The organism is Chromobacterium sp. FG22, from assembly GCF_057809415.1.
Genome location: NZ_JBMDJX010000015.1, coordinates 94,218 through 113,744 on the forward strand (window position 1 = coordinate 94,218; position 19,527 = coordinate 113,744).

Below are 19,527 nucleotides of genomic sequence, written 5' to 3' on the forward strand. Positions count from 1 at the left end.
ATCCTTGTTTTATAGGTGGAACAAAAATAAAAACCGGCGCATTCAATGACGACCAGGTTTATGAGGAGAAACAGCAATGCCCCCTATCCGCTTGCCCTGTACTCGACCGTCCCGCGTCCGACGCCCCCGGACGCTGGCCGCGCTCTGCCTGGCCCTGTCCGCGCCCGCCTACGCCGCGGACTGGTCCGACACCTTCATCGGCTACCGCTTCGGCAACGCCTATCAGGAGCCCGGCAACAACCGGGACATCCGCAAACAAATCCTCACCCTCAACCACAGTTCCGCCTATCGCTTAGGCAGCAATTTCTTCGTGCTGGATTACCTGCGCTCCAACGGCGCCGACCCGTCCAGCTCCGGCGCGGACAACGGCGCCACGGAGTTCTATCTCGCCTACCGCCATCAGCTGCAATGGAAAAAGCTCAGCGGCAGCACCGCCGACTTCGGCCCGATCCGCGACTTCTCGCTGCAAGCCGGCTTCGACGTGGAAACCAAGAACTCCGCCTTTTCCCCGGCCAAACGCATGCTGGTCATCGGCCCCACCGCGCAGTTCGACGTGCCCGGCTACCTCAATCTGGCCCTGCTCTACGCGCGGGAATGGGGCGAATGCGGCCTGAACCCCTGCCGCCAGGCGGGCAACAGCAATAGCGTCGCCTTCGATCCCTTTCCGCGCCTGGAACTGGCCTGGGGCCTGCCTTTCCAGTGGGCCGGGCTGCCGCTGAAATTCCAGGGCTACGCCTTTTACAACGCCAAGAAGGGCAAGGATTACCAGAACCGGGACACCGCCGCCGAATACCTGATCCGCCCCTCGCTGATGGCCGATATCGGCCTGCTGGCCTTCAAGGCCAAGAACGCGCTCTGGCTGGGCCTGGGTTACGAGCTGCGCCGCAACACCTACGGCAACAGCGGCGGTCCCGGCATCGACACCAATACGCCCAGTCTGAATCTGGAATGGCATTTCTAATCCGCAAACGGCCTCGCGCCCACGCCAACCCTATCAAGGAGATTTCATGCCGGACAACCTCAAGAACAGACGCATTCTGATCACCGGCGGCGCGCGCGGCCTGGGGCTCGCCTTCGCCGAGAGCGCGGCGCGCGAAGGCGCCGCGGTGGCGATAGCGGACCTGCGCCATGAACAGGCGCAGGCCCAGGCCGAACGACTGCGCGCCGCCGGGCATCAAGCCTGGGCGCTGCCGCTGGATCTGGCCGACCCGGACGCCATCCGCCGCTGCGCCGAGGACGCCGTCCAGCGCCTGGGCGGCTTGGACGGCCTGGTCAACAACGGCGCGGTCACCGATTCCGGCGGCGTCTCCGCCGCCGAGCTGGATATTGAGTGCTGGGACCGGGTGATGGCGGTGAACGTGCGCGGCGTCTGGCTGATGACCATGGCCTGCTCCCAGGCGCTGGGCGCGTCCGGGCGCGGCGCGGTGGTCAACCTCGCTTCCGACACCGCCTTGTGGGGCGCGCCGCGGCTGCTGGCCTACGCCGCCAGCAAGGGCGCGGTCATCGCCATGAGCCGCAGCCTGGCCCGCGAACTGGGGCCGGCCGGCATCACTGTCAACGCCGTCGCGCCCGGGCTGACCCTGGGCGAGGCCACCGAGCAGGTGGCGGCCGAGCGCCACCGCCACTATGTGGCGCAACGCGCGCTGGAACGGCCGCAAACCCCGGACGACGTCTGCGGCGCCGTGCTGTTCTGTCTATCCGACCTGTCCCGCTTCGTCACCGGCCAATTGCTGGCGGTCAACGGCGGTTTCGTCATGCACTGAAGGAAAACCGCCATGAGCGCACTGGACCTGCCCGCTAACGCCGATGAAACCCTGCTCCTCAAACTGCGCCGACGCTTGCGCCAATGTTTTCCGGAACGCCGGCTCCAGGTGAACGACCGCGTCGTCGCCTACCGCGAATGCGGCGCCGGCGACGCCACCATCGTGCTGCTGCACGGCATAGGCTCCACTTCGGCCAGCTGGATGGAGGTGGCCGCCGCGCTCGCCCCCCGCGCCCGCGTGCTGGCCTGGGACGCCCCCGGCTACGGCGACACCAGCCCCTTGCCGCAGGCCCGCCCCAAGGCCGACGACTACGCGCAGGCGCTGGAAGGCTTTCTCAAAGCCGCCGGCGTCACCCGCTGCGCGCTGGTCGGCCATTCCCTGGGCGGACTGATGGCCGCCGCCCATGCGCGCCGGCATCCGCAGCGGCTGGAACGGCTGCTGCTGGTCTCGCCGGCCCAAGGCTACGGCGCGGCCGATCGGCGCGCCGACGGCGCGCGCATCCGCGGCGAACGGCTGCGCGCGCTGCACGCCCAGGGCCTGGCCCAAGTGGCGGACCAGGCGCCGGCCAGGCTGCTCTCCGCCTCCGCCGACGCCGCCGCGCGCGCCTGGGTGCGCTGGAATATGGCCCAACTCAAGGAGGACGGCTACGGCCAAGCCGTCGAACTGCTGACTGGCGACGACATCGCCCGCTACGCGCCGTCGCCGCTGCCGGTGACGGTGTTCTGCGGCGAGCGCGATCTGGCCACGCCGCCGGCGGATTGCCAGGCCGTGGCCGCCGCCTTCAACGCGCCCTTCCATCTGATTCCCGGCTGCGGCCACGCCTGTCACGTGGAGGCGCCGGCGGCGCTCGCCGACTTGCTCAGCGCCGCTCTCGCCCCGTCCCACCCCCACACCAAGGAAGCCCATCATGGATGAGCAGAACCTCAACGACGCGGCCGCCCGCTATACCGTGCCGGCCCTGGAGCGCGGCCTGCGCCTGCTGGGTGAATTCAGCCGCGGCGAGCCCACGCTGAGCGCGCCGGAGCTGGCGCGCCGGCTGGCGCTGCCGCGCTCCACCGTGTTCCGCATGCTGGCCACGCTGGAACAGCTGGGCTTCATCGAACGCGCGGAAGGCGGCCGCGACTATCGGCTGGGCATCGCCGTGCTGCGCCTGGGTTTCGAATACCTGTCCTCGCTGGAACTGACCGAACTGGGCCTGCCGGTGCTGGGCCGGCTGCGCGACCGGATCGGCCACGCCTGCAGCCTGGTGGTGCGCGACGGACGCTCCATCGTCTACGTCGCCAAGGTCAACCCGCCGTCCTGGATCGCCTCCAACATCAATATCGGCGCCCGGCTGCCCGCTCACGCCACCGTGTTCGGCCGCATCCTGCTGTCGGAACTGCCGCTGGAGAAACTGCGCGAGCTGTATCCGGAAGAGCATCTGGACATCCATTCCAGCCAGACCCCGCGCAACACGCTGGAGCTGTTCCACCTGCTGCAGCAAGACCGGGAGCGCACCTGCCTGGTGGGCGAAGGCTTCTTCGAAACCAATATCTCCACCGTGGCGGCCCCGGTGCGCAACCACGGCGGCGCCATCATCGCCGCCATCGGCGCCACCCTCCCCATGCCCAGGCTGGAGCCCGGCCAAGCCGATGCGCTGGCCGGCCACATCCGCGCCGCCGCCGCCGAACTGTCCCGCGCGCTGGGCCACGCCGGCGGCGGCATGGGCAAAGTCATTCACCTGTGAACGGAGCCTCCGATGAGCTTTTGCGATCTTGATCAGTCCGTCGCCGTCGTCACCGGCGGCTCCTCCGGCATCGGCCTCGCCTGCGTCGAACAATTTCTCGCCGCCGGCGCCGCGGTGGCTTTTTGCGGCCGCGATCCCGCCCGGCTGGCTCAGGCCGAAGCGCTGTTGCGGCAACGCTTCCCCGCCGCCCGGCTGCTGGCCCGCGCCTGCGACGTGCTCGACCGCGAAGCGGTGAACGCCTTCGCCGCGGAAACGGAGGCCGAGCTGGGCCCGGCATCCATCCTGGTCAACAACGCCGGCCAGGGCCGCGTGTCCACCTTCGCCGACACCAGCGATGAAGACTGGCTGGACGAGCTGCGGCTGAAATTCCTGTCGGTCATCCATCCCACCCGCGGCTTCCTGCCGCAGCTGGAGCGCCGCGCGCCGGCCGCCATCGTCTGCGTCAACTCCCTGCTGGCCCTGCAGCCGGAACCGCATATGGTCGCCACCTCCGCCGCCCGCGCCGGCGTGCTCAATCTGGTTCGCTCGCTGGCCACCGAGTTCGCCCCGCGCGGCGTGCGCGTCAACGGCATCCTGATCGGCCTGGTCGACTCCGGACAATGGCGGCGGCGCTTCGCCGAGCGCGAGGACCCAACACAAGACTGGGACCAATGGAGCGCCGCGCTCGCCGCGCGCAAACAAATTCCGCTCGGCCGGCTGGGCCTGCCGCAAGAGGCCGCCCAAGCCGTGTTCTTCCTCGCATCCCCGCTCTCTTCCTACACCACGGGAAGCCATCTCGACATCTCTGGAGGCCTGTCGCGTCATGCCCGATAAACACACTGTCACCGTCGGCGAAGCGCTGGCGATCTTCCTCGAAAACTGCGGCGTCAAAGCCGCCTTCGGGGTGATCTCCATCCACAATATGCCCATACTCGACGCGCTGAACCAACGCGGCCGCATCCGCTTCGTGCCGGCGCGCGGAGAGGCCGGCGCCGCCAATATGGCCGACGCCTGCGCCCGCACCACCGGGCGGCTGGGCGTCTGCCTGACCAGCACCGGCACCGCCGCCGGCAACGCCGCCGGCGGCATGGTGGAGGCGCTGACCGCGGGCACGCCGCTGCTGCACATCACCGGCCAGATTGAAACGCCCTATCTGGACCAGGAGCTGGCCTACATCCATGAAGCGCCCGAGCAGCTCGACATGCTGCGCGCCGTGTCCAAGGCCGCCTTCCGCGTGCGCAACGCGCAAACCGCGGTCGGCGTGTTCAAACAGGCGGCGCGCGCCGCGCTGAGCGCGCCCTGCGGACCGGTCAGCATAGAAATCCCCATCGACATCCAGGCCGAGCGCATCCCGCTGCCGACCGATCTTACGCCGCTGCCGCCCTTGATCGCCGTCCCGTCCGAGGCTGCGCTCGACGCGCTGGCGGACCGGCTGGCCGCGGCGCGCCGGCCGCTGCTGTGGCTGGGCGGCGGCGCGCGCGGCGCGGCCGACGCGGCTCAACGCTTGCTGCGCCTGGGTTTTGGCGTGGTCAGCAGCACCCAGGGGCGCGGCATTGTGCCGGAAGACGATGAACGCAGCCTGGGCGCTTACAACCTGCACCCGCCGGTGGAGGACCTCTATCAAAGCTGCGACGCCATGCTGGTGGTCGGCTCCCGCCTGCGCGGCAATGAAACCCTGAAATACCAGCTCAAGCTGCCGCGCCCCTTATACCGCATCGACGCGGACCCCGCGGCGGAAGGCCGCGGCTACGTCGACGACGTCTTCGTTTGCGGCGACGCCGCATTGGCGCTGGACGGGCTGGCGCGGCGGCTGGAAGGCCGGATGCGCGTGGACCCGGCCCTGCCCGCCGATCTGTGGCGCGCGCGCCAGGCCACCGTGGACGCGCTGCTGGACGGGCTGGGGCCCTATCGCCGCCTGGTGGAAACCTTGCAAGCCCGCATCGGCCGCGACTTCAACTGGGTGCGCGACGTCACCGTCTCCAACAGCACCTGGGGCAACCGCCAGCTGCGGCTGTTCTCCGCCACCGCCGGCGTCCACGCGCTGGGCGGCGGCATCGGCCAGGGGCTGGCAATGAGCATAGGCGCCGCCATCGGCGCGGCCGCCTACGGCAGCGGCCGCAAAACCCTGGGCCTGGCCGGCGACGGCGGCTTCATCCTCAATCTGGGCGAGCTGGCCACTGCGGTTCAGGAGCAGGCGGATCTGGTGATGATTCTGATGAACGACCAGGGCTACGGCGTGATCAAGAACATCCAGGACGCCCACTACGGCGGCCGCCGCTGCTATGTGGACCTGCACACCCCGGACTACGCCCAGCTGTGCGCCTCGCTGCGGCTGCCGCACCGCAAGGTCAGCCGGCTGGAGGAGCTAGATCAGGCGCTGACCGCGGCGCTGGAGCACAGCGGCCCCTTCCTGCTGGAAATCGACATGCTGGCGATAGGCCGCTTCAAAAGCGTCTTCGCCGGCCCGCCCACCAAGCAACAGGACTGAGCCCATGGACCGCTCTCATCCCAAACCCGTGCTGGACATCGCCCTGGTGGGCTGCGGCGCCGTCGGCGCCGGCGTGCTGGAAGGGATCGCGGCGGAGCCGGCCCTGCGCGTCGGCCAGGTGCTGGTGCCCGCGCCGGACGACGCCCGCGTCCGCGACACCCTGGCCCGCCTCGCCCCGCTGGCGAGGCCGCGGCGCGCGCTGGACCCGGACGCGCCCGCGCCGGATCTGCTGGTGGAATGCGCCGGCCACGCCGCCGTCGCCCAACACGTGCTGCCGGCGCTGGAGCGCGGCATCGACTGCCTGATCGTCTCCGCCGGCGCGCTGACCGAAGACGGCTTGGCGGAACGGCTGGAACAGGCGGCCCGGCGCGGCGGCGCGCAAGCGCGGCTGCTCTCCGGCGCCGTCGGCGCCATCGACGCGCTGGCCGCCGCTCGTCTGGGGGGGCTGGAACAGGTGAGCTACACCGGCCGCAAGCCGCCGCTGGCCTGGCGCGGCACGCCGGCGGAACGGGATTGGGATCTGGCGGCCTTGAGCCAGGCGCAATTGATCTTCTCCGGCAGCGCGCGGGAAGCGGCGCGGCGTTTTCCCAAGAACGCCAACGTCGCCGCCACCGTGGCGCTGGCCAGCCTGGGCCTGGACCGGGTGCAGGTCCGGCTCTACGCCGACCCGGCCGCCCACGGCAACCAGCATTGCATAGACGCCCGCGGCGGCTTCGGCGAGCTCAGTCTCAGCCTGCAAGGCCAAGCGCTGCCCGGCAATCCGAAAACCTCCGCCCTCACGGTTTACAGCGTGGTCCGAGCCTTGCTCAACCATGTCCGGGCCATCGCCATCTAGGAGCCATCATGAGCACACTCTCCTCCCCCCTGCCCATTTGCATTGCCGGCGCGTGGCGGCCAGGCCGCGGCGATCTCTATCACAGCCGCTACCCCGCCACCGACGAAGCCGTGGCCTGTCTGCACGCCGCCAGCCTGGACGATGTGGAAGACGCCGTCCAGGGCGCGCAACGCGCCTTCGACGCCAGCGGCTGGCCGCAGTGGAAGCCGCACCAACGCGCGCGGGTGCTCTACCGCGTGGCCGAAGGCATCCGCGCGCGCGCCGAAGAACTGGCCCAGTTGCAAAGGCTGGACAACGGCAAGCCCATCCGGGAAACCCGCGCCTTGGTGGCCAGCGCCGCCGACACCTTTCAATTCTTCGCCGCCGCCTGCGAAACGCTGGAAGACAGCGTCACCCCCTCGCGCGGCGATTATCTGAGCCTGAGCCTGCACGAGCCCATGGGCGTGGTGGCCGCCATCACCCCCTGGAACTCCCCCATCGCCAGCGAGGCGCAAAAACTGGCTCCGGCCCTGGCCGCCGGCAACGCCGTGGTGCTGAAACCGGCCGAGGCCACGCCGCTGCTGGCGCTGGAGCTGGCCAGGATCTGCGAACAGGCCGGCCTGCCCAAGGGCCTGCTCAGCGTGCTGCCCGGCAAGGGCTCGCTGATCGGCGACGCCATCGTGCGTCACCCGCTGGTGCGGCGCGTGGCCTTTACCGGCGGCACCGCCACCGGCCGCCACATCGCCGCGCTGGCGGCGCAAAAACTGATGCCGGTCTCGCTGGAGCTGGGCGGCAAATCCCCGACCATCGTGTTTGCCGACGCCGACCTCGACCACGCAGTGGCCGGCGTGCTCTACGGCATCTTCAGCTCCTCCGGCGAATCCTGCGTCGCCGGCTCCCGGCTCTTCATCGCCCGCCCGCTGTACGCCGACTTCATCGCCCGGCTGTCGGCCGGCGCCCGGCGCTTGCGTCTGGGCGACCCGGCCGACCCCCTCACCCAGATGGGACCGCTGATCAGCGCCGCCCACCGCGAACAGGTGGAAGCCCATGTGGCGCGCGCGCTGGAGGACGGCGGCCGCCTGCTCTGCGGCGGCGAGCGTCCGCGCGGCGCCCTGTTTGATCGCGGCCATTACTACCCGCCCACCATCGTCGACGGCCTGGACAACCAGGCGCGGCTATGCCGGGACGAAGTCTTCGGCCCAGTGCTGGCGGCGCTGCCCTTCGACGACGAGGCCGATCTGATCGCCCAGGCCAACGACAGCGTCTACGCGCTGGCGGCCGGCGTCTGGACCCGCGACGCGCAGCGCGCCTGGCGCCTGGCGCGCGCGCTGCAGTCCGGCACCGTATGGATCAACACCTACAAACAGTTCTCGGCGGCCACCCCTTTCGGCGGCTGGCGCGACAGCGGGCTGGGCCGCGAAAAAGGCCGGCACGGCATCTTGCAATACATGGAGCAGAAAGGCGTGTACTGGGGGCTGAATCCGGAACCGCTGCCCTGGGCCAACTAAGAGTCCGCTCACAAAACCCCTAGCTGGGCTCAGGCTCTCTACGCGGTTTTGCCAGCGGCTCTAAACCGCATTCCACCGGCTTCACAACAAGAGGAGGATCCGCCATGGCGGTGCTTGGCATAGACGAAGTGAACTATCGCGCGGCCGATCTGGCCGCCTGCAAACGCTTTTTCCTGGATTGGGGACTGCGCCTGGAGCGGGAAAGCGATCAGCAACTGGAATTCCGCAGCCTCAACGACTGCGTGGTGCGCGTCTCCCATCCGGACCTGCCCGGACTGCCCGCCGGCCTGGAGGAAGGGCCCACCTTGGTGGAAGTGGTCTGGGGCGTGGAAAGCGCCGGCGATCTGGATCAATACGCCGCGCAGTTGCGCAATCTGCCCGGCTTCCGGCGCGAAGCGGAGCGGCTGCGCTGCCAGGACCCTTGCGGCCTGAGCATCGCGCTGCAAGTCAGCCGCAAGCGCCCGCTGCAACTGGACTGCGCCCGCTTCAACAGCTGGAGCGAACGGCCGCGCGTGGATCAGCGCGCCCCGGTTTACGAACGCGCCCAACCGATAGAAGTGGGTCATGTGGTGCTCTTCGTCGACCAGCGCGAAGCCATGGTGCGCTTTTACTGCGACCGGCTGGGCTTCGCCCTGTCCGACCAATACCCGCAACGCGGCAGCTTCCTGCGCTGCGCGCCGCGCGGCGGCCACCATGATCTATTCCTGCTGCAATTGCCCAGCGGCAAGAAAGGCCTCAACCACGTGGCCTTCGCGGTGCGCGACATACACGAAGTGATAGGCGGCGGCCTGGCCATGGACCGGCTCGGCTGGAAAACCGAACTGGGCCCGGGCCGCCACCCCATCTCCTCGGCCTACTTCTGGTATTTCGAAAACCCGGCCGGCGGCCTGGTCGAGTACTACAGCGACGAAGACGAACTGACCGAAGCCTGGCAGCCGCGCGATTTCGAGCCCGGGCCGGAACGCTTCGCGGAATGGGCGGTGACCGGCGGCCTGGACGGCCACACCCGCCGCCCCAAACACGCAGAGACGCCGCGCCGGGGCTTTCTCACCGACAAAACCGGCGAAACCGACCGCTAAACCGCAGCCCGTCCCAAGGAGAACCCCATGAGCCGAGTCATCCCGTCCCGCTATCTGGAGCCCCGCCAGGCGCAGCAAACCGCCCCCACGCCTTACGAAGATCTGCTGGGCGACGCCCTGGAGCGCGCTTACGCGCAGGAAATCCACGATCTGAACGCCTTGCTTGCCCACCTGAACCAGCACGGCCCGTCCGCGCCCAACGGCGGCAGCTGGAACGAAGCGCTGTTCCGCGCCGAAATGGCGCGCCTGGCGCAATAAACCCATCGAGGAGAACATCATGAGCGATTTCAGCATGGAACAAATCGACGCCTATCTGGCCAAGGGCCTCAAAGACCGCTGGCACATGGTCTGTCCGTCCCGCTTCGTCGGCGATCGCGCCGTCAGCCTGCGCCGCCTCGGTTACAAGCTGGCGCTGTGGCGCGAGCCGGCCAACGGCAAGGTCCACTGCCTGGAAGACCACTGCCCGCACCGCGGCGCGCCGCTGTCCATGGGCTTTGTGCTGGGAGACCGCCTGGGCTGCGCCTATCACGGCGTGGAGGTGGACTGCCGCGGCACCGTCACCCGGGTGCCGGGCAGCCCCGGCTGCAAGCTGGAAGGCGCCAAGGCCACTCGCGCTTTTCACGTGGAGGAGCAGGCCGGCATGATCTTCATCTACAACGCCAGCCAAGAGGTGGACGCGCCGCCTCCGCTGCGGCTGCCGGAGTATCTGAACTCCGACGAATGGAGCCACTTTCCCTGCTATGTGGAATGGGGCAACGACTACCGCTACGTGGCCGACAATGTGATGGACCCGATGCACGGCGCCTTCCTGCACAAGCAATCCCACACCATGTCCGAGGGCGCCAGCCAGGCCGAATTCGCCATCCGGGACCTGGAGCAAGGCTTCGTCTTTGAAAAAACCGGCCAAAAAAACGTCAACTTCGACTGGACCGAACTCATAGACGACGGCACGGCGATGTGGCACCGGCTGGAAATCCCCTATCCCAAGACCGGCGGCCCCGGCGGCAACTTCACCATCATCGGCATGTACACCCCGATCAGCCGCGAACTGTGCGCCGTGGTGTTCTGGCGCTGCCGCAAGGTCAGCGGCTGGCAGCGCGACACCTGGCGCTTTCTGTATAAAAACCGGCTGGAGGCGCGCCACTGGCAGGTGCTGGAACAAGACCGTGTAGCCTTGGAAAACATGGAGCTGGACGCCTGGGACCGGGAGTTCCTGTACCAGCACGATATGGGCATCGTGCGTCAGCGCCGCTATCTGCGCCGCCTCGCCGCCGAACAAATGGCCGCCGCTCAAGGCTGAACCCCGCGTCGGAGCGGCCATGCCGCTCCGCGCCCGCAACGAGATCCCGCCATGACTCAAACCCTGCTCACCCTGCGCCTGGAGGCGATGCGTCGCGAAGCCGACGGCGTGCTCAGCCTGGAGCTGGCCCGGCCGGACGGCGGCCCGCTGCCGCAAGCCGAGGCCGGCGCCCACATCGATCTGCACCTGCCCAACGGCATGGCGCGCAGCTACTCGCTGGTCACGCCGCGCTGCGCGCCGCGCGCCTACGTGGTGGCCGTCCAGCTGGACCGCGCCAGCCGCGGCGGCTCTCTCTACATCCATCAGCAGCTGCGCGTCGGCGCGGAACTGCCGGCTTCCGCGCCCCGCAATCATTTCCGGCTGGAAGAAAGCGCCGGCCAAACCGTGCTGATCGCCGGCGGCATCGGCATCACCCCCATCTACAGCATGTACGCGCGGATGCGCGAACTGGGCCGGCCGGTCAGCCTGCTCTACTGCGCCCGCACCCGCGAACAGGCGGCCCTGGCCGACGACATCGCCCGCGGCGGCCAGCCGATAGACTGGCATATCGACGCCGAAGCCGGCTGCCCGCCCAAGCTCGCCGGCTTTCTGGAGCGCTTCCCCGCCGACAGCCATTTCTATTGCTGCGGCCCCGGCCCCATGCTGGACAGCTTTGAGCAAATATGCGCGGACCTGGCCCTGCCCCATGTCCACATCGAACGCTTCGCCGCCAAGCCCGCCGCGCAGGCCGACGCCGCCGAGCGCGCGCCCTACGAAGTGGTGCTGGCCCAAAGCGGGCGCAAGCTCAATGTGGCCGCCGGCCAATCCCTGCTCGACGCCTTGCTGGCCCACGGCGTCAAGGTGGACTGCAGCTGCCGGGAAGGCATTTGCGGCGCTTGCGAAACCCGGGTGCTGGACGGCGAGCCGGAGCACCGCGACTCGGTGCTGAGCCCGGCCGAACGCCAGGCCGGCAACACCATGATGATCTGCGTCTCCGGCTGCAAGAGCCGGCAGCTGGTCCTGGATCTCTAAACGCGCGCCCGCGATGGGCGCGACGGTCTCCCCCTTCACCACAACCGGCCCCAAGCGGGCCGGCGGGGAGCCTTTGCGCCCGCTGCCGGCGCGCCTCGAGCGGCGACAAGACCGCCCCACGCAATAGGAGAAAGAGCAATGAACACACGCAATCAACGCTGGCTGGGCGTGGCCACGCTGTTCCTGGTGGTCGCCATTTCCTACGTCGACCGGATCAATATCGCGGTGCTGATCACCCAGAACGACTTTCTGCGCCACCTGGGCATCACCGTGCACGATCGCGGCGCGCAAGGGCTGCTGGCCACCGCCTTCATGGCCGGTTACGGCCTGTCCGCCATCCTGTTCACCCCATTTTGCGCCGCTTTGTTCGGCGTGCGCCGCAGCCTGATCTACGGGCTGTGCCTTTGGGGGCTGATCACCTTTGTTTCACCCTGGTTCAACAGCTACGGCATGTTGCTGACGTCGCGCGCGCTGCTCGGCTTCGCCGAAGGGCCGCTGTTCGCGCTGGGCTCCTCCTATATCAAGGCCCACTTCGACAGCGGGGAAAGCGGCAAGCCCAACGCCCTGTTCAATATGGGCACCGGCCTCGGGCTGGCGGTCGGCTATCCGCTGATCGGCTACACCGTGGCGCTGCTGGACTGGGAATCGTCCTTCCACCTGCTGGGTCTGCTCAATGTGCTGCTGGGCGTGCCGCTGGTGCTGGCCTTCGTGCGCATGCCCCTCTCTTACGCCGCCTTGCCGCGGCCGGAGTCCCCACGCGCCGCGCTCGCCACCGTGGCCGATCTGTTCCGGGGGGCCTTCCACACCCGCCACATCCTGACCATGACCCTGCTCACCGCCGCTTTTCTCGCCTATCTATGGGGCAGCAGCAACTGGCTGCCGGCCTATTTGCAGCAGGCCCGGGGCTTCTCCCTGCGTGAAATGGGCTGGCTGGCCTCGCTGCCGCAATACGCGGTGGTGCTGGGCGTGCTGCTGGGCGGCCTGCTGCTGGATCTGACCCCGCGCCGCCGCGTGCCTTTGATCTTCGTCTTCGCCAGTATGGGCGTGGCGCTGGCGGTGCTGCTGGCCATCAACAGCGCGGACCGCTACACCGCCGCCTATTGCCTGACCGCCGCCGGGCTGTGCTGGGGACTGCAAAGCCCGGCGATTCCCAGCACCGTCCAGTACTACTCGCGGGCCGAGCACGTGGCCTGCGCCTTCGGCATCACCAATGGCGTAGGTGGGCTGACGGCCGGCCTCATGCCGGTGTTGATGGGCTGGCTGATCAGCCTGAGCGGGGACAGCGGCGGCGGCTTCGCCATGGGTTTCGCCAGCCTGATCGGCACCCAGGTGGTGGTGATCGCCTGCGGCCTGGCCTTGCTGCGCGGAGACGCCGTCGCGACGGCTCAGACGCAAGCCAGGCCGGCGGTCTGAGGCCTGCCGGCGTCGGAATGGGAACAGCGCGCCGCGCGCGGCGCTTGTAAACCGGATATCAGAGCGTGTTTACGATCTCGCGAGCTAAGGCGAGACAAGGCGAAAACGGCTGAAAAAGCGGAGTGTACACACGGTACATGAGCATTTTGAAGCTGCTTTCAACGCCGTATCGCCGACGCGCAGCAGATCGTAAGCAGGCTCTCAGACGCCGGCCCGCCGCCGCGCGAACTCCAGCCACAGGGCGGCCACCCGGCGCGGCTGTTCCATCATCGGCAGATGGCCCACCTGCTCCAGCACCTGCTTTTCGCTGCCGGCGATGGCGGCGGCGAAGCAGTCCGCGTCCTCCACGTGCAGGATGCGGTCCTCGCGGCCCCAGACAATCAAGGTCGGCGCCTGGATGCTCGCCAGCACCGGCCGCTGATCCACGCTGTCGAACAGATCGTCGAAAATCCTGCGCTCCACCTCGGCGCGTTCCGCCTTGCGCGCCGCCGCCACCTCGATGGCGAAGCCGGGCACCGGCGGCGGCCGGTACATCGCCCAGTCCAGCATCGCCCTCACCCCGTCCGCGCTCGTCATGTCCAGCATCGGGTTGTCCCCGCTGCGCTGCCACGACTCGGCCATTTCACTGGCGCTGACGCCGGCGCCGGCGGCGTTGAGCAGGGTCAGACTGGCCACCGACTGCGGATAGCGCGCGGCGAAGTTGGCGGCGATGGCGCCGCCCATGGAATTGCCGATCAAATGGACGCTCTCCACGCCCCAGGCCTCCAGGAAAACGCGCAGCCGGTCCGCCTGAGCCTCCACCCGGTAGCTGATGTCCAGGCCGGACATGCTGTCGCCGTGACCGGGCAAATCCGGCAGGATCAAACGGAAGGTCTTGGGCAGGCAGCGCGCCAACATCGCCCAATGGTCTTTCTCCGCGCCGAAGCCGTGCAGCATCAGCACCGTAGGCGCGCCGGCCGGCGCCGGACGCTCCAGCCAGCTCAACTCGCCCTGCTCCAGCCGCAGCCGCCGCGGCCTCAAGCCGGCCCAGCGCCGCTGCTGGCGCACGCCCCAGTCAAACAACCATTGCTTGCCGTTCCAGATCCAGCGTCGCCACATTGCGGCCTCCTTGGAGAAACATCGATGGTGAATAGTGCTTAGAACGTGTTTACGATCTCGCGAGCTAAGACGAGACAAGGCGAAAACGAGCGAAAAAGCGGAATGTACAGGTGGTACATGAGCATTTTGAGCTCGGTTTCAACGCCCATTTCTATCCATCCCGCCGACGCGCGGCAGATCGTAAACAGCTTCTCAGCCGCGCTCCAGCACCTCGGCCACCCGCTGCCGCAAGGCCGGCAGCAGCTCGGCCTCGAACCAGGGATGACGGCGGAACCACAGCTGATTGCGCGGGCTGGGGTGCGGCAGCGGCAGCAAGGCCGGCCAGTGTTCGCGCCAACGCTCCACCGCCTCGGTCAGCCGCGGATAGCGGCCCGGCAGGTGGTAGCGCTGCGCGTACTGCCCCAGCAAAATCGTCAATTGCAGATGCGGCAGGCCGGCCAGCAAGGGCCGGCGCCAGGCGGCCGCGCATTGCGGCGGCGGCGGCAGATCGCCGGATGGGCCGGTGCCGGGATAACAGAAAGCCATCGGCAGGATGGCGATGCGGGTTTCATCGTAAAACACCGTCTTGTCCACGCCCAGCCAATCGCGCAGCCGCTCGCCGCTGGGGTCGTCGAACGGCAGGCCGGACGCGTGCACGCGCCGCCCCGGCGCCTGGCCGGCGATCAGGATGCGCGCGTCCGGATGCCATTGCAGCACCGGGCGCGGGCCGTGCGGCAGGCTGTCCGCGCACAGCCGGCAGGCGCGCACTGCTTGCAGCAGGCCGGCGGCGTCCATGTCCGCGGCCGTTTACAGCACCACGCCGACCGGCGGCTGGTCGTGGGTCTGGCCGACGGACTGGTGCGGCAGCTCCAGATAGCTGCGCGATTGCATCTCGGTCAGCCGGCTGGCGGTGCGGAAGAATTCGCCGGCCTGCAGCCCCTCGGTGTACAGCTGTTCCGGCTCGGCGGCGGCGGAGGCCACCAGCTTGACGCGGTTGTCGTAGAACACATCCACCAGCCAAGTGAAGCGGCGGGCGATGGACGCCTCGCGCGCGGTGATCTTGGGAATGCCGCTGACGAAGACGGTATGGTATTCGGTGGCGATTTCCAGGTAATCGGTCTGCGCGCGCGGGCCGTCGCACAAGGCCAGGAAATCGAACCAGATCGCCCCGGCGGCCAGGCGCTTGACCGGAATCTCGCGGCCCAGCACCTCGATGGCGCGTTTTTTCTGCTCCACGCCGTGGCTCAGGCGCTGGAACAGCTGCTCCATCTTCTCCTCGCTGGCCGCGTCCGCCGGCACCATGAACAGCGGTTCGCGCGTCAGCACGCGTAGCCGGTAATCGTTGCCGCCATCCACGTTCAGCACTTTCAGCTCGCGCTTGATCAGTTCAATGGTGGGCAGGAAGTTCTGCCTTTGCAGGCCGTTGGGATAGAGGCCGTCCGGCGCGTAGTTGGAGGTGGTGACCAGCACCACGCCGCGCTCGAAAAGCGCCGACAGCAGCCGGCCCAACATCATCGCGTCGGCGATGTCGCTGACGTGGAATTCATCGAAGCACAGCAGACGGGTGTCGCGGGCGATCTTGTCGGCATAGGCCAGCAAGGGGTCCTTGCTGCCGGCCAGCGCGCGCAACTCGCGGTGCACCTCGGCCATGAAATTGTGGAAATGAATGCGGCGCTTGCGGCGGTAAGGCACGCAGGCGTAGAAGGCGTCCATCAGAAAGCTCTTGCCGCGCCCCACCCCGCCCCAGAAATACAGGCCCTTGGGCACGTCCGGGCTGCGCAGGCTGCGCCCGAGGAAGCGATTGCGCTTGTTCTTGAACTCCACCAGCTGATGCCACAGCAGGTCCAGCTCCTCGATCGCCGCCGCCTGGGCCGCGTCGTGAATGAAGCCGGGTTTTTCGCTGGCGGCCTGATACCAGGCCTTGGGGCTGAGATGGGCGTTCCCATCCGGGGAGAAAGTATGCTGGGACATGGGCGGCGGAGTGTGCAAACGCTATAAACGATACGGTCTGCCATCATACCCCGTTTGGACCTGCGGGCAAAAACGATGCGGCCGCCCGATAAGGCGGCTGCGTGCTCTCAAGAAGCGGCTCAATGCCCGCCGCGCATGGCGATGCGGCATTGAACCGCTTGTCGAAACATTCAGACCTGGCCGTTTCTTTGCGCCCTCACCTTGGCCAGCAGCGCGTCCAGCACTTTCCGCGTCTGCACCGGCTGGGCCGCGGCGAGCACGTATTTTCCGTCCACCACCAGCATGGGCGTGCTGCTAATCCGGTAATCCTTGGTGAACTTGGCGGCGGCTTCCACCTGGGCTTTGACCGCGAAGGAATGGTATACCGCCATGGTCTTGGCGGCGTCCACGCCCGGCTGGCGGCGCAGCCATTTCTCAAACTCCGCCTCCTTGCCCAGATTGATCTTGTCATGCTGCACCGCGCGGAAAGCGGCCACATGCAAACGATCGGCCAAACCCGCGGCGTTCAGGGTGGCGAACACCCGGGCGAAGCCTTCCATCGGCCGGCCCCACACCACATGCTTGCGCACCACGTTCACATCCTTGGGCTGAGCCTTCAACCAGGCCGTGATCGCGGCGTCCTGAGCGTAACAATAGTGACAGGGATAGGAGAAAAACTCCGCCACCTCGATCTTGTCGCCGCTGGACACCGGATGCGGCTTGGGCAGCACCAGGTAATCCTTGCCCACCGTCGGCTGCGCTTGCGCCGCGCCCAAGGCCAATAAAAACCAGCACAACAGCAAAAATGCTCTCATGAAAACTCCGCTCATATGGAATCCGCCGCCAGCCGGCCGCTCCAGTCAGATTCAGGCCGTGGCCAGCAAAGTCGGCACCTCGGCCGTCTTTTCCACCTTGTTCAGCTTGGGCTCGGTCTTGCCCAGCGAGCGCAGGCGCTGCAACTCTTCCCTCAACAGCTTGATTTCTTCCTGCATTTTCTGGCGCATGTCCGCCTCCGCCTTGCGTACGTCCAGGCTCAGTTTTTTGTCCATTTCCGACGTCAACTTCTCATCGAGAAACGATTCGTACTTTTTGAACAACTCATCGCGGTAAACATCCAGCTGCAAACGCAACATGAGGTTTTCCTCCTCCATTTCGGCCAATTTGTGCTGGAACTGGGCGACATTCATATTGAAGTTCATGCTTTCTCCTAGCAGATGGCTCGCAAACGGCGCGATCAGCTCGTGCCGACAGGCCGGAGCGGGATTCCGGTTAAAAAAATATCCCTCTCCACGCAGGGAGAGGGAGGCAAACATAATGGGTTTGCAATAGACACTAGGCAGCTCAACACCGGGGGATCGGCGTGAGACCCTATGCGGCAGGGCGCCGCACAAGATGAGGCAAGTATGCGCAAGCGCGCCGTCAAAAAATATCTGACCAGTACGAAAAGCCGGCCCCGACGCGCGGTTGCGCGCGCATCGCCGCGGCGGGGCTCAAACCAGGCGGTTAAGAACGTTCAAGCCCTGGCTCAGCCGCTGCTGCACCGGCTCCAGCAAGGCCGCCGCCTCCTCGCTGCTGAACAGCAAGGGTTCGTCGCGGCGTTGCAGCACGGTCAGAATGGCTTGCAAACCGACATGGGCTGAGCGGATCTCCATCAAGCCCTGCAACAGGCAGGCGTCCATCTCCGCGCACTGCAAAGCCATCTGCCGGCCAAGATGAAACAGCGCGTGCTGATCCGGCTGGGCGTCGAGCAAATCCTGGTTCAACAGCTTCAGTTGCTCCATCATGGGTAATTGGCCTTTCATCACCGCTCTCCTTAGACCCGCTAACAAAACCCCTGATCCTGCGTTGCGCCTCCTTGCCGTACTACTTGTACTGCCTGCGTCGGCGCGCCTTGGCTCAGGTTCTCTGCGAGGTTTTGTTCGCGGCTCTTAATAAACCTGTTCAACGTCTGCCACATCGCATGATGAGTGCCGGCTTCAGAACGCTCATGCCCCACTTGCGCACTCCGCTTCTTCAGCCGTTTTCGCCTTGTCTCCCTCTCGCGCGCCAGACCTTGAACCGGCCCGGTTCAACACTCCAACACGCGCTCAATGCCGGCGGCGATTTTCAGGGTATGGGTGTCGCGGCCATGCAGCCCGCACACGCTCAAACCGATCTGAGCCGTCAGCGGCAGGCTGAGCGCGCAGCCGTCCAGCAGATTGGCCACAGCGCTGTTGCGCTGAGCCAGCCGGTTCAAACGGCCGTAGTCCTCGTCGTCGTCCAGCTCCGCCAGCCTGGGCGGCAGAATCGCCACCGTGGGCATCAGCCAGGCGTCGGCCATGGACAGGCGATGCGCGGCGACGGCTTGCAGCGTGCGGCGACGCTCCAGCAGCTCCAGATACCTGACCGCGCTCTGACCGGCCCCCTGCCGCAGATGTCGGACCACGCGCGGGTCGTAGTAAGCGCCGTCCTCGCTCTCCAGCCGCTCGCCATGCTCGTGCCAGGCCTCGGCCGCCGCCAGCCCGCCCTGGGCGTCCATGTCCGCAATCCAGCCAAGCTCGGGGAAATCGAAACGTATGATGCGGGCGCCGGCCTGGGACAAACGCGCCAGGGCCTCGTCAAAAGCCTGGGCCACGGCGAGGTCCAGATGCTCGGCAAGATAGTCTTCGGTCACGTAAAGCCGGCGTTTTTTCACGTCGGGGGGCTGACCGCGCGCATGAGAGGGCGTCCAGCCGCTACAAAGCACCGCGTCCAGGATGGCGCAGCAAGAAACCGAGCGCCCCAGCGTTCCGATGGAATCCAGCGACGGCGACAAGGGCAGGCAGCCCTGCATCGGCACCCGCTTCGCCGTGGGCTTGAAACCGACCAGGCCGCAAAAGGCGGCGGGAATGCGCGCCGAGCCGCCGGTGTCCGAGCCCAGCGCGGCAACGCTCATGTCCAGGGCCACGCTGACGGCCGCGCCGGAACTGGACCCGCCCGCCACGCGTTCCGGATCGCCGGGATTGCGCGGGGTGCCGTAATGCGGATTCAAGCCCAGGCTGGAGCAAGCGAACTCGCTCATATTGGTGCGCCCCAGCAGCACCGCGCCGGCCGCGCGCAGCTTCGCCACCACGGTTGCATCCTGCTGCACCGGCGGATTTTGCTTCCGCACCACGGAGCCGGCGGTGGTGATCTGGCCCTGGACGTCGAACAGGTCTTTGACCGACAGGGGAAGACCCGCCAGCGGCGTGGGATAGAGACCGACGGCGTCGATCTGCCGGGCGGCGGCCAGCGCGGCTTGGGCGTCCACATGGGTAAACGCCGCGCCTCCTGCCGCCCTATGGCCGGCGATGACGGTCAGCGCCTGCTCCGTCAGCGCCACGCTGCTGGTTCTGCCCAATTGCAAATCCCGATGCAACTGCATCACGGTCGCTTTCATGCCGTGCCCTCCCCGGCGTTGA

Annotated in this window: 20 protein-coding genes; 13 read left to right on the forward strand and 7 right to left on the reverse strand. The window is 67.5% G+C overall.

Annotated elements, in window-relative coordinates:
- Positions 1–76 precede the first annotated feature (76 nt).
- The 13 genes from ACODSD_RS15635 to ACODSD_RS15695 all read left to right on the forward strand — a co-directional run bounded on the left by ACODSD_RS15635 (position 77) and on the right by ACODSD_RS15695 (position 13,081).
- Positions 77–961 (forward strand): hypothetical protein, encoded by an 885-nt coding sequence (locus tag ACODSD_RS15635; RefSeq protein WP_227103883.1) that lies wholly within the window; start codon positions 77–79, stop codon positions 959–961.
- A gap of 46 nt (positions 962–1,007) precedes the next feature.
- Positions 1,008–1,763 carry an SDR family oxidoreductase gene (locus ACODSD_RS15640; RefSeq protein ID WP_488877742.1) on the forward strand — a complete coding sequence of 252 codons (756 nt, stop codon included), beginning with the start codon at positions 1,008–1,010 and terminating at the stop codon, positions 1,761–1,763.
- 12 nt (positions 1,764–1,775) lie between these two features.
- A complete protein-coding gene (locus ACODSD_RS15645; RefSeq protein WP_253315402.1) occupies positions 1,776–2,678 on the forward strand; it encodes an alpha/beta fold hydrolase in 903 nt (300 codons plus the stop codon).
- Positions 2,671–3,489 (forward strand): IclR family transcriptional regulator, encoded by an 819-nt coding sequence (locus ACODSD_RS15650; RefSeq protein ID WP_107799132.1) that lies wholly within the window; start codon positions 2,671–2,673, stop codon positions 3,487–3,489. Before ACODSD_RS15645 ends, ACODSD_RS15650 begins: the two co-directional genes overlap by 8 nt.
- A gap of 12 nt (positions 3,490–3,501) precedes the next feature.
- Positions 3,502–4,302: an SDR family oxidoreductase gene (locus tag ACODSD_RS15655; RefSeq protein WP_107799133.1), complete on the forward strand. Its 801-nt coding sequence runs from the start codon at positions 3,502–3,504 to the stop codon at positions 4,300–4,302.
- Positions 4,292–5,956: a thiamine pyrophosphate-binding protein gene (locus tag ACODSD_RS15660; protein WP_488877743.1), complete on the forward strand. Its 1,665-nt coding sequence runs from the start codon at positions 4,292–4,294 to the stop codon at positions 5,954–5,956. Before ACODSD_RS15655 ends, ACODSD_RS15660 begins: the two co-directional genes overlap by 11 nt.
- A gap of 4 nt (positions 5,957–5,960) precedes the next feature.
- Positions 5,961–6,791 (forward strand): aspartate dehydrogenase, encoded by an 831-nt coding sequence (locus tag ACODSD_RS15665; RefSeq protein ID WP_488877744.1) that lies wholly within the window; start codon positions 5,961–5,963, stop codon positions 6,789–6,791.
- An 8-nt stretch (positions 6,792–6,799) separates the two neighbouring features.
- Positions 6,800–8,278 (forward strand): aldehyde dehydrogenase, encoded by a 1,479-nt coding sequence (locus ACODSD_RS15670; RefSeq protein WP_488877745.1) that lies wholly within the window; start codon positions 6,800–6,802, stop codon positions 8,276–8,278.
- Between the two features lie 104 nt (positions 8,279–8,382).
- Positions 8,383–9,357, forward strand: a complete 975-nt coding sequence (locus tag ACODSD_RS15675) for a VOC family protein (protein WP_227103898.1) — start codon at positions 8,383–8,385, stop codon at positions 9,355–9,357.
- Between the two features lie 27 nt (positions 9,358–9,384).
- Positions 9,385–9,615: a recombinase-like helix-turn-helix domain-containing protein gene (locus tag ACODSD_RS15680; protein WP_107799138.1), complete on the forward strand. Its 231-nt coding sequence runs from the start codon at positions 9,385–9,387 to the stop codon at positions 9,613–9,615.
- Positions 9,616–9,634: 19 nt separating this feature from the next.
- Positions 9,635–10,657 (forward strand): Rieske 2Fe-2S domain-containing protein, encoded by a 1,023-nt coding sequence (locus ACODSD_RS15685; RefSeq protein WP_488877746.1) that lies wholly within the window; start codon positions 9,635–9,637, stop codon positions 10,655–10,657.
- A gap of 51 nt (positions 10,658–10,708) precedes the next feature.
- The gene (locus ACODSD_RS15690; RefSeq protein WP_488877747.1) at positions 10,709–11,668 is read left to right on the forward strand and encodes a PDR/VanB family oxidoreductase; all 960 of its coding nucleotides are present in this window, start codon (positions 10,709–10,711) and stop codon (positions 11,666–11,668) included.
- A gap of 138 nt (positions 11,669–11,806) precedes the next feature.
- Positions 11,807–13,081, forward strand: coding sequence for an MFS transporter (locus ACODSD_RS15695; RefSeq protein WP_488877748.1), 1,275 nt, complete (start codon positions 11,807–11,809; stop codon positions 13,079–13,081).
- A gap of 201 nt (positions 13,082–13,282) precedes the next feature.
- Here the strand turns inward: ACODSD_RS15695 and ACODSD_RS15700 are convergent, their stop codons facing one another.
- The 7 genes from ACODSD_RS15700 to ACODSD_RS15730 all read right to left on the reverse strand — a co-directional run bounded on the left by ACODSD_RS15700 (position 13,283) and on the right by ACODSD_RS15730 (position 19,505).
- Positions 13,283–14,179, reverse strand: a complete 897-nt coding sequence (locus ACODSD_RS15700; protein WP_488877749.1) for an alpha/beta fold hydrolase — start codon at positions 14,177–14,179, stop codon at positions 13,283–13,285.
- A gap of 192 nt (positions 14,180–14,371) precedes the next feature.
- Positions 14,372–14,953, reverse strand: a complete 582-nt coding sequence (locus tag ACODSD_RS15705) for a uracil-DNA glycosylase family protein (protein WP_227103906.1) — start codon at positions 14,951–14,953, stop codon at positions 14,372–14,374.
- Positions 14,954–14,965: 12 nt separating this feature from the next.
- Positions 14,966–16,129: a cell division protein ZapE gene (gene zapE / locus ACODSD_RS15710; RefSeq protein ID WP_488877750.1), complete on the reverse strand. Its 1,164-nt coding sequence runs from the start codon at positions 16,127–16,129 to the stop codon at positions 14,966–14,968.
- Between the two features lie 170 nt (positions 16,130–16,299).
- A complete protein-coding gene (locus tag ACODSD_RS15715) occupies positions 16,300–16,923 on the reverse strand; it encodes a thiol:disulfide interchange protein DsbA/DsbL (protein ID WP_158274268.1) in 624 nt (207 codons plus the stop codon).
- A gap of 51 nt (positions 16,924–16,974) precedes the next feature.
- Positions 16,975–17,307, reverse strand: a complete 333-nt coding sequence (locus tag ACODSD_RS15720; protein ID WP_107799146.1) for a hypothetical protein — start codon at positions 17,305–17,307, stop codon at positions 16,975–16,977.
- 291 nt (positions 17,308–17,598) lie between these two features.
- Positions 17,599–17,910 (reverse strand): DUF1484 family protein, encoded by a 312-nt coding sequence (locus tag ACODSD_RS15725; protein ID WP_146176616.1) that lies wholly within the window; start codon positions 17,908–17,910, stop codon positions 17,599–17,601.
- Positions 17,911–18,176: 266 nt separating this feature from the next.
- On the reverse strand, positions 18,177–19,505 hold the full coding sequence (locus ACODSD_RS15730; RefSeq protein ID WP_488877751.1) for an amidase: 1,329 nt from the start codon (positions 19,503–19,505) through the stop codon (positions 18,177–18,179).
- Between the last annotated feature and the right edge of the window lie 22 nt (positions 19,506–19,527).

Excerpts from the sequence above, each read along its gene's own strand:
- ACODSD_RS15635 (WP_227103883.1), top strand. The coding sequence starts at position 77 with ATGCCCCCTATCCGCTTGCCCTGTACTCGACCGTCCCGCGTCCGACGC.
- ACODSD_RS15640 (WP_488877742.1), top strand. The coding sequence starts at position 1,008 with ATGCCGGACAACCTCAAGAACAGACGCATTCTGATCACCGGCGGCGCG.
- ACODSD_RS15645 (WP_253315402.1), top strand. The coding sequence starts at position 1,776 with ATGAGCGCACTGGACCTGCCCGCTAACGCCGATGAAACCCTGCTCCTC.
- ACODSD_RS15650 (WP_107799132.1), top strand. The coding sequence starts at position 2,671 with ATGGATGAGCAGAACCTCAACGACGCGGCCGCCCGCTATACCGTGCCG.
- ACODSD_RS15655 (WP_107799133.1), top strand. The coding sequence starts at position 3,502 with ATGAGCTTTTGCGATCTTGATCAGTCCGTCGCCGTCGTCACCGGCGGC.
- ACODSD_RS15660 (WP_488877743.1), top strand. The coding sequence starts at position 4,292 with ATGCCCGATAAACACACTGTCACCGTCGGCGAAGCGCTGGCGATCTTC.
- ACODSD_RS15665 (WP_488877744.1), top strand. The coding sequence starts at position 5,961 with ATGGACCGCTCTCATCCCAAACCCGTGCTGGACATCGCCCTGGTGGGC.
- ACODSD_RS15670 (WP_488877745.1), top strand. The coding sequence starts at position 6,800 with ATGAGCACACTCTCCTCCCCCCTGCCCATTTGCATTGCCGGCGCGTGG.
- ACODSD_RS15675 (WP_227103898.1), top strand. The coding sequence starts at position 8,383 with ATGGCGGTGCTTGGCATAGACGAAGTGAACTATCGCGCGGCCGATCTG.
- ACODSD_RS15680 (WP_107799138.1), top strand. The coding sequence starts at position 9,385 with ATGAGCCGAGTCATCCCGTCCCGCTATCTGGAGCCCCGCCAGGCGCAG.
- ACODSD_RS15685 (WP_488877746.1), top strand. The coding sequence starts at position 9,635 with ATGAGCGATTTCAGCATGGAACAAATCGACGCCTATCTGGCCAAGGGC.
- ACODSD_RS15690 (WP_488877747.1), top strand. The coding sequence starts at position 10,709 with ATGACTCAAACCCTGCTCACCCTGCGCCTGGAGGCGATGCGTCGCGAA.
- ACODSD_RS15695 (WP_488877748.1), top strand. The coding sequence starts at position 11,807 with ATGAACACACGCAATCAACGCTGGCTGGGCGTGGCCACGCTGTTCCTG.
- ACODSD_RS15700 (WP_488877749.1), bottom strand. The coding sequence starts at position 14,179 with ATGTGGCGACGCTGGATCTGGAACGGCAAGCAATGGTTGTTTGACTGG.
- ACODSD_RS15705 (WP_227103906.1), bottom strand. The coding sequence starts at position 14,953 with ATGGACGCCGCCGGCCTGCTGCAAGCAGTGCGCGCCTGCCGGCTGTGC.
- zapE (WP_488877750.1), bottom strand. The coding sequence starts at position 16,129 with ATGTCCCAGCATACTTTCTCCCCGGATGGGAACGCCCATCTCAGCCCC.
- ACODSD_RS15715 (WP_158274268.1), bottom strand. The coding sequence starts at position 16,923 with ATGAGAGCATTTTTGCTGTTGTGCTGGTTTTTATTGGCCTTGGGCGCG.
- ACODSD_RS15720 (WP_107799146.1), bottom strand. The coding sequence starts at position 17,307 with ATGAACTTCAATATGAATGTCGCCCAGTTCCAGCACAAATTGGCCGAA.
- ACODSD_RS15725 (WP_146176616.1), bottom strand. The coding sequence starts at position 17,910 with ATGAAAGGCCAATTACCCATGATGGAGCAACTGAAGCTGTTGAACCAG.
- ACODSD_RS15730 (WP_488877751.1), bottom strand. The coding sequence starts at position 19,505 with ATGAAAGCGACCGTGATGCAGTTGCATCGGGATTTGCAATTGGGCAGA.